Genomic DNA, 7,950 nt, shown 5'->3' with positions numbered 1-7,950 from the left:
GTGTCGGTCACTGGGGGAACTGCACCGAACGATTTACAGTCCCACCTTGCTCCAACCTCAGCCGGAAACAGACATCACCGCACGAACCGCCCTCTCAGAGCCTCTTCCAGCCAGCCAGCCAGCCAGCCAGCCAGCCGCGTCCGGGCTCGCGGGCGTCGCGCGGGCGGGCGCCGAGTGCGATCAGGCGCCTTTCGGTGCCGGCGTGACCGCTCTCATCGGTGCGCACCTTGGAGATGGCGCGGTTGGAAGTGCGCGGGTTCACGGATTCTCGGACGTCTTGAGGCTAACCGGGTCGTTGCTATCGCTGTGAGGTAGGGAGGCGTGCGGGTTCCGGCTACGCCTTGTGCGTGGTCGAAAGGTTCGTTAAGGCGTCGAGCAGCGGCACCGACCAGCGCGGCCGCTGCTCGGCGGCGACGATGGCCGCGTGACCGCGGGATCTCGGGCCGTCCTCATTGGCCTTCGGGTCGTCGTGGTGTCGCCACGCCCGCACGCTGTTCGCCGCAGTAGCGGAGGGAGATTGTCCGCCTTTAGTGCCGTCAGCTGGATGCGTGCCGCGTGGGGGAGATCGCTTCTTGGGCGGCGGCCCAGGAAGCGAGCAGGCGCAGGCCCTCTTCGGAGGGGGAGGCGGGTTCGGCGGTGTAGATGGTGAGGGTGAGGCCGGTTTCGGCGGCCATGTTGAGACCTTCGTAGGCGAGGGTGAGGTCGCCGACGGCGTAGTGGTGGTAGCGCTTGGTGCCGGTGCCGTGGTGGCGGACGTTGTGGGCGCCCCAGCGGGTGCGGAAATCGTCGCTGCGGGTGGACAGCTCGCCGACGAGGTCGTGGAGGTCTTTCTCGTGGGGGTTACGGCCGGCCTCGGTGCAGGATGGCGACGGCGATGTCGGCGGCCTGGTCCCAGTCGGGGTAGAAACGGCGGGAGGCGGGGTCGAGGAACTGGAAGCGGGCGAGGTTCGCTTGGTTGTGGGGGGTGGCGCAGACCGCTGTAGAAGGCGCGGGCGAGCTGGTTGGTGGCGAGGAGGTCCATGCGGCCGTTGCGCACGAAGGCGGGCCCGGCGGTGATCGCGTCCAGGGTCCATTGCAGGCTGCGGTGCGGGGTCCACTGCCGGGTGGTGCGGCGGCGGGGGCGAGTGAGGGCGTCGGAGCCGTCGGCGGCCTGGGCCAGATGGAGGAGGTGGGCGCGTTCGGCGTCGTCGAGCTGGAGGGCGCGGGCGACGGCTTCGAGGACGGTGGGGGAGACGCCGGCGAGGTTGCCGCGTTCCAGCTTGGCGTGGTACTCAACGCTCATGTCGGCCAGGCCGGCTACCTCGCTGCGGCGCAGGCCGGGGACGCGTCGTCGGCTGCCGGAGGGCATCCCGGCCTGCTCGGGGGTGATCTTTGCTCGCCGCGAGGTGAGGAACTCGCGGACCTCTTGACGGTTGTCCACGACATCGACGGTACGTCTCGCATGCGGCCGCAGGGGTGTACTGCCAGTACACCCAGTACACCGCTTGCTGGTGACTCGATGCGCGTGCGAAGAGCGGGTTACCTGGATGACGTGGCGCTTTCCGTCCGGCCGTGAATGCGGACAGGCGGGGAGCCCGCATCCGGCGCGGGGTCGACTTCTCGCCGCCTGAGCCGGGCCTGCAAGTGCACTCGGCGGCCGGTACACCCCCCAGTACCGCACGCCTCGACACGTAAGGAACCCTCATGCGCGGAGCAGTGATCCACGCCCCCGGCGATGTCCGCTTCGAGACCCTGGACGACCCGAAGATCCTCAAGCCGACCGACGCGGTTATCCGCACGGCTGTCACCTGCGCGTGCGGTTCGGACCTGTGGCCCTACCGCGGTCTGGAGCCGATCGGCGAGGCGCACCCGATGGGGGCACGAGTAAATCGGCTTCGTCGAGGAGGTCGGGGCCGAAGTCACGTCTGTCCGACCGGGGCAGTTCGTTGTGGGCTCGTTCGCCACCTCGGACAACACCTGTGCGAACTGTCGCAACGGCTTTCAGTCGAACTGCCTGCACCGTGAGTTCATGAGCACCTGCCAGGCCGAGTACGTGCGCATCCCCAACGCCCATGGCACCCTCGTCGCCACCGACGAGGTGCCCAGCGAGGAGCTGTGGCCCGGCCTGCTGGCCGTCTCCGACGTCATGGGCACCGGCTGGTGGGCAACCGATGCCGCCGAGGTGAAGCCCGGCTCCACGGCCGTAGTCGTCGGCGACGGCGCGGTCGGCCTGTGCGGGGTGATCGCGGCGAAAGAGATGGGCGCGGAGCGGATCATCGCGATGAGCCGACACGCCTCCCGCCAGAACCTCGCCCGGGAGTTCGGCGCCACCGACATCGTCACCGAGCGTGGCGAGGACGGCGTCGCCCGGATCAAGGACCTCACCGGCGGGATCGGCGCCGACTCCGTCCTGGAGTGCGTCGGCACCGCCGAGGCCATGCAGCAGGCCCTGCAGTCGGCGCGGCCCGGCGGCAACGTCGGCTTCGTCGGCGTCCCCCACGAGGTCGCCATCGGCGGACAGGAGTTGTTCTTCTCCCACGTCGGACTGCGCGGCGGCCCCGCCCCCGTACGCCGCTACCTCCCTGACCTCATCGACCGCGTCCTTACGGGCCGGATCGACCCGGGCAAGGTCTTCGACCTCACCCTGCCCCTGGACCAGGTCGCCGAGGGCTACAAGGCGATGGACGATCGGCGTGCCATCAAGGCCCTCCTCAAGCCCTGACCTGCCGCCCGCGCAGCTGGCCCGTGCCGGGCCATCCGCGTGCGGGCATCGTCCCGGGACATGCCGACGCGCTCGCCCACCGTCCGCTCAGCCGTGACGCTCACAGAGAAGGAACCACCTTGCAGATCACCCGAAGCTCGATCGACACCGTCAAGGGCCCCGCCGACTGGTTCACCGGCGACGTCTACATCGACGCTGTCGCCGCGGCCCCGCCCCGTCCCGGGTCAGCGCCGCGCTGGTGCACTTCATTCCCGGCGCGCGCACCCACTGGCACCGCCACCCGCTGGGCCAGACCGTCTTCGTCACCGAAGGGATCGGCCTGTGCCAGCGCCGGGGCGGCCCCGTCGAGGTCATCCGACCCGGCGACCGCGTTCTGTTCGAGGCCGATGAAGAGCACTGGCACGGCGCCGCACCGAACCGGCTGATGGTCCACCTGGCCATCAACGAGGGCGACGCCGACCACGACATCGTGCACTAGCTGGCCCCCGTCACCGACGAGGAGTACGCCGCAGGCCCGGCCACCGCCTGAAACCTGGCCCGATCCGGTCACCAGCGGGATGACACGACGTTGGACCGCTGCCCGAGTGAACAGGAGGAGGTCATCTGAGACGGGACAGCTGGTTCCAACTATCGTGTCCAGGCTCAACCGGATTTCTGCTGTGCCCGTTCCCGCGGCCCGCACAGCGTTAGCGTTGGGTTCCGTGATCGTATGGCTCAACGGCACCCACGGCGCAGGCAAGACGACGACCAGTGCACTCGTGCATCAGCTGATCCCGGATTCACGGGTGTTCGACGCCGAGAAGGTCGGCGAGACACTCATGGACATCACGCCGGGGCTGCCCGAGACGGACAACTTCCAGCACTGGCCGCCGTGGCGGCCGCTCGTCGTCGAGACCGCCCGCCGCGTACTCGACTACACCGGCGGCACTCTGGTGATGCCCATGACTGTCCTGGTCGAGCAGTACTGGCGGGAGATCAGCTCGGGCCTCGCCCAACATGCCATTCCGGTACGGCACTTCGTCCTCCACGCCGACCAGGACACCCTTCGCGGGCGCATCGAGGGGGACACTCTTCTTGGCCCCTCCCCGTTCCGTCTCAAATACCTTGAGCCCTACGCCGAGGCGGCCCGCGCGTGGCTGCACGGCGAGGCCGAGGTCGTCGACACCACGCACCTCACGCCCGCCCAGGCCGCCCTGCAGATCGCAGAGGCCGTCAAGAGTTGAGGTCCGCCCGCCACGCGAAAACAGGCGCAGGTGGCAGCAAGGAACGACCTTCTGGTGTCAAGTAGCGCGAATAGACTCAACCAGGGGCCCAGCACCGCGGTGTGATCTGCCCCGAAAAGTCGCAGGTTGATTGAGACTGGGTGCGATAGTTGGCCACATGATCATGTTGGCGGGGTGTGCTGCTGCTGAGCATGCCGTTCCGCCGCGCCGGGCCGGAGTCGTACAGCGCGGAACGGCGCGGCGGCTAAGCAGGCGCCGACAGCCTCGACCGTGCCCCCGGCCCCCGGCTGCGGCTTGAAGGCTCGCGATCAGCCATGGGTATCCAGGCCGTTGCGATCGAGTGCTGCTCGGATCTGGCTGAGCCATTCTGTGCCGAGCTGGCGCCCGTTTGGGAGTTGGTCGGCTCGATCCCAGCGCCACGTTGTGATCATCGCCAGCACGAGGATCCTGCACTCGCGTAACAAGTCTTGGTTGACACCCGGACAGTGCTCGCTGACTTCTTCGGGCGCATGGGCGAGGTCGAATTCGACAGGTCCACGGCAGCACGTCTCGAGGTCTATGAACAGCAGCCCGTTCTTGGTGGTCAGCACGTTGCCCGGGTGCGGCTCGCCGTGCAGTAGTTGCTCGGCTCTGCGGCGCTCGCCGATGGCTCGTCTCAGGCTTCGTAACGTGTTGCCGAGGAGCTCCCGGTCCGGGTCGGCGAGCGCCGGCGTACGGTCGCGGCTTGCCACGAGTTGTTGGGCCTGCTCGACTCGATCCGTGAAATGCGGCGTGGGGACATCGAGCTTGCGCATGCCGGCATGCAGCCGCTTGAGCGCATTGGCGTAGTCCGCTGGTAAGACCTCTTGAGGTGTCGCAGGTTCGTAGTAGGTCCACAGCGTGACCACGTAGCCATCACGCTCATAGACGCGCGGCTCCACTCGAGGGTCAAGAGCAGCCACCGGGCTCCCGGATTCGGCAAGCTGTTGAGCAAGCTCGATTTCGAACTGTGCGACCTGGTGCGCTACAGGTGCCAGGCGGGCCAGGACGTCACAAGGCAGCAGACGCAGACTGAGTTTGTTCGAGTCATGAAGAACGATCGCGTCGTCGACTGTCAGGTCAAGTGATGAGGCGATCGACATGGCCGCAGCTACTGCACGCGGGACCTCTGACGCCTGCATCGTCGCCTGGCCCCCTCTCCGTTGAGCGCTGCCGTACTCCCCAAGCGGTGCAACCTGGGGCACCGTACCAAGTTGGACTCCGCGGATGCCTGTTCGGCGGCCGGGCGGAGGGCGCGGGCGGCGAACCAGGATTCGGCGTTTGCGGGCACGTCGTCGAGCAGCACCAGGCGGGACGGCTCAAGGGACTGCTCGTAGGGGATCAGCCAGGGGGACACCCCGGCGTGCATCGGCACACCCAGGGCGAGCACGCCGACCAGGCTGCCCCCGCGGTACGGGCCGGAGGTGGCCGTGTCGATCAGGCCGAAGGAGAGGGCGGACCGCGGGCCTAATCTTCACGGTGATCTTTTAAGCAGCCACGTCAGGCATGTATCGGCCGACGTGCCGCGCGCCACGAACACGCCGAACCGTTCAATCGCTGTGACGGTGCCGGAAAGGAGCTCGCCGCAGTGCAATGATTCCAGGAACGCCCACAGTTCTGGATTCTCAGACGGTCCGCCCATGCCGCCCAGCCTTTCATGAGGAACTGTGCGCTGGGCGCGAGGTGTTGGTCACGCTGCAGTCCTGAGGGGGCGTCCGCCCCAGCGGATGCCTTTCTCGCTGCGGATGCGGATGCGGGCGCGTTCTCGGGCCGAACTCGTCGAAGGCGAAGACGCGGTCCGGGAAGCGGTCCAGCACGTGCTCAATCCGGTCGAGCTTGGCGTCGCGTCCGGGGTCCGGGGACTCCTTCCACGTCTTGGTGCGCTGGAAGGTGATGCCGCGGCGGGCGAGCAGGCAGCGTAACGCTTCGCGGCCGATGCGGATGACGCGGCCGTGGACTCTCCGCAGGTAGACGACGAGTTTGCGCAGTGACCAGCGGGTGAAGGGCTGGCCGAGCCTGACCGGTCGGGTGGTGGGCGTCTGGATGACGAAGTCCTCGTCGTCAGGGCTGAGCAGGCGGGGACGGCCTCCCGCCCACCGAGAGTCCAAGCATGCCAGGCCGATCTCGTTGAACCGGTGGATCACATCCCGGACCGTGTCCTCGTCGGCCTGCACCAGCTGTGCGATCACCGGCACCCGGTTCCCGCCGGCCGACGCCAGCAGCATCATCGCCCGCCGGTAGCGCACCGAACTCGTACTGCCCCGGCGCACGATCTGCTGCAGCCGCTGCCCCTCCTGGTCGGTCAGTCTGCGCACACGGACAGGGTCAGCCACCGCGCCTCCAGCGGTCGGATCGGATGTCACCGCACATCCAACCGCCACGACCACCAACACGGCGAACCTACGCGGTCAGAGCACCAGCTCTTCACATCTCGGCCCCTGCCCGGATGCTCATCCGGTACGATGCCCGCATCCGGCTCGCGGAGAGTCGGAATGCGGCAAGTACCCGCAGGCCCGGCACCTGAGGACGCTGCAGATGGGTGTGGTTCACCCAGCTCCGCATGAGCTGTTGATGGGTTCACGAGGTATGTGACCGAGAGCGTCAGCCGGGTGGCATCGAGGTATCAGCATGCCTGAAAGCGTGAAGAAGGCCATCGTCCGCGCTCGTGTGGGATTCACGGGTGAACCCGAAGAGGGGGCGTTGGCAGGGGTTCCACGAGACAGGTCACTCGGTCTCGACACCTGCTTGAGTGAACAGCGCACTCTTCGTGTGCTGTTGGCACTCGGTCTCTTCAACCGATTGGGACTCGGGGAAGTACGTCCGCCTGCCCAGTGGGGATTGCACACACTCGTCGCATACGACATCACAGCATCGCCTCGGTACAACCGGCTCGTCCTCATCACAGACGTGCCGCACAACGTGGCCCCGTACCTCTTGCCCAGCCGTGAGGGCGGAAGCTCCCTGCCGGGACTCCGACTCGAAGAGTTCCGCGGAAGTCGCACCTACGTCGCACGTCACATGCCCACGGGCGCCCAATTGGTGGTCACAGGGAACCCGTCCGGCACCTGGAGTGCACCTCGGCGTCCTTCCCCGCGCTGGGACTTCTACTCAATTGATAAACCCCTCACCAAGTCGGAAAGGGCGCAGCTTGAACAAGTCCCTGACGTGAGTACAGACGCTGAGCGCCTGTTGGCCGGTCTCACGACCCGAATTGCGGCACGGGACCCTGCAGGCCGATGGGCGATTGGCAACTGGTTCTCCGACCCGCTGCAGCGTCCTGGTTGGCTCAACGACGGGAGCGAAGAGCGATACGGGAAGCAACTGTGGGGCTCGGCGCACCGATGGACGTTTCGGTGGAACGGTTTTCCTTACGTCGAAGATGTTGCAGCGTCACTGACAGCTCCGCAGATTGGCATTCCCGGCACTACGGTGCACCATGCTGGCGACCACTTGGATGTGCGACTGGGACGCGCAACGCTCAGCCTGTACGGACGACGAGCACCGCTGCAGCAGACGCGAGGACGGTCTTCGTGAGCTGGGACAACGTGGCACTGATGATCCTGGCTGCTTTCGGCTGCGGCACGCTTCTGCTAACACAGATCACCGAGGTGCTCTCCAAGCTCCCGGAGGTCATCCGTGCTTGGCACGAAGTACGGCGTGCACTTCAGGCGGGGTCAGCTGAGGTCCCCGAACAACACGCCTCGCGACAGGCTGAGCATCTCCGCTCCGTCACAGGAAACGCCCCCGAGGGTGGTCGCTCTGACTGACTGGCATAGCCGAGGGCGAAGCGCAAAGCGTCAGAGCTATAGATGATGAGATGGCGTACTCATGCGCTCAGCAGGCTGTTCATAGCTCTCTGCTTGGGAAGCGGCGGATCACTGGCGGCGGGTTCGGGCGCTGCCCTGGGCGAACGGGCTCCATGTCCAGGTACAGGGGGCTGCCCGCCTTCATGCCGAGGGCGGTCGCCTTGGCCACCGCGTCGGCGCCGTCCTTCGCTCCCTGCGTGGC

The 7,950-nt window shown here is 67.2% G+C and carries 4 protein-coding genes and 5 pseudogenes; 3 read left to right on the top strand and 6 right to left on the bottom strand.

All coding sequences use genetic code 11. The features are described 5' to 3' along the window. Positions 1-334 precede the first annotated feature (334 nt). Together ABZS64_RS38745 and ABZS64_RS38740 are read right to left on the bottom strand one after the other, a co-directional pair. Positions 335-490 carry a hypothetical protein gene (locus ABZS64_RS38745; protein WP_355839829.1) on the bottom strand — a complete coding sequence of 52 codons (156 nt, stop codon included), beginning with the start codon at positions 488-490 and terminating at the stop codon, positions 335-337. A 46-nt stretch (positions 491-536) separates the two neighbouring features. After that, positions 537-1,420: pseudogene (locus ABZS64_RS38740) on the bottom strand (helix-turn-helix transcriptional regulator). A 263-nt stretch (positions 1,421-1,683) separates the two neighbouring features. Between ABZS64_RS38740 and ABZS64_RS38735 the strand changes: the two are divergent. The 3 genes and pseudogenes from ABZS64_RS38735 (at position 1,684) to ABZS64_RS38725 (ending at position 3,924) form a co-directional block, all read left to right on the top strand. Next, positions 1,684-2,701, top strand: a pseudogene (locus ABZS64_RS38735) (zinc-dependent alcohol dehydrogenase family protein). A gap of 119 nt (positions 2,702-2,820) precedes the next feature. Further along, a pseudogene (locus ABZS64_RS38730) lies at positions 2,821-3,179 on the top strand (cupin domain-containing protein). 223 nt (positions 3,180-3,402) lie between these two features. Then, complete coding sequence (locus ABZS64_RS38725) at positions 3,403-3,924, top strand: AAA family ATPase (protein WP_355839827.1); 522 nt, start codon at positions 3,403-3,405, stop codon at positions 3,922-3,924. 308 nt (positions 3,925-4,232) lie between these two features. Here ABZS64_RS38725 and ABZS64_RS38720 read toward each other — a convergent pair whose 3' ends face one another. The 4 genes and pseudogenes from ABZS64_RS38720 to ABZS64_RS38705 all read right to left on the bottom strand — a co-directional run. Continuing rightward, positions 4,233-5,084, bottom strand: coding sequence for an aminoglycoside phosphotransferase family protein (locus ABZS64_RS38720; protein ID WP_355839825.1), 852 nt, complete (start codon positions 5,082-5,084; stop codon positions 4,233-4,235). A gap of 386 nt (positions 5,085-5,470) precedes the next feature. Then, positions 5,471-5,584 (bottom strand): annotated as a pseudogene (locus ABZS64_RS38715) (RNA-binding protein); the annotation flags it as partial. A 127-nt stretch (positions 5,585-5,711) separates the two neighbouring features. After that, positions 5,712-6,275, bottom strand: a pseudogene (locus tag ABZS64_RS38710) (helix-turn-helix domain-containing protein); the annotation flags it as partial. A gap of 1,513 nt (positions 6,276-7,788) precedes the next feature. Then, positions 7,789-7,950: glycoside hydrolase domain-containing protein (locus ABZS64_RS38705; RefSeq protein WP_355839831.1), on the bottom strand; the 162-nt coding region annotated here is incomplete at its 5' end.

This window comes from Streptomyces sp. NPDC005408, assembly GCF_040606445.1.
GTDB lineage: Bacteria > Actinomycetota > Actinomycetes > Streptomycetales > Streptomycetaceae > Streptomyces.
This window is presented reverse-complemented; position numbering and strand designations above follow the sequence as displayed.

Bases quoted from the DNA above. Each gene is read 5' to 3' on its own strand.
- ABZS64_RS38720 (WP_355839825.1), bottom strand. From the start codon at position 5,084: ATGCAGGCGTCAGAGGTCCCGCGTGCAGTAGCTGCGGCCATGTCGATC.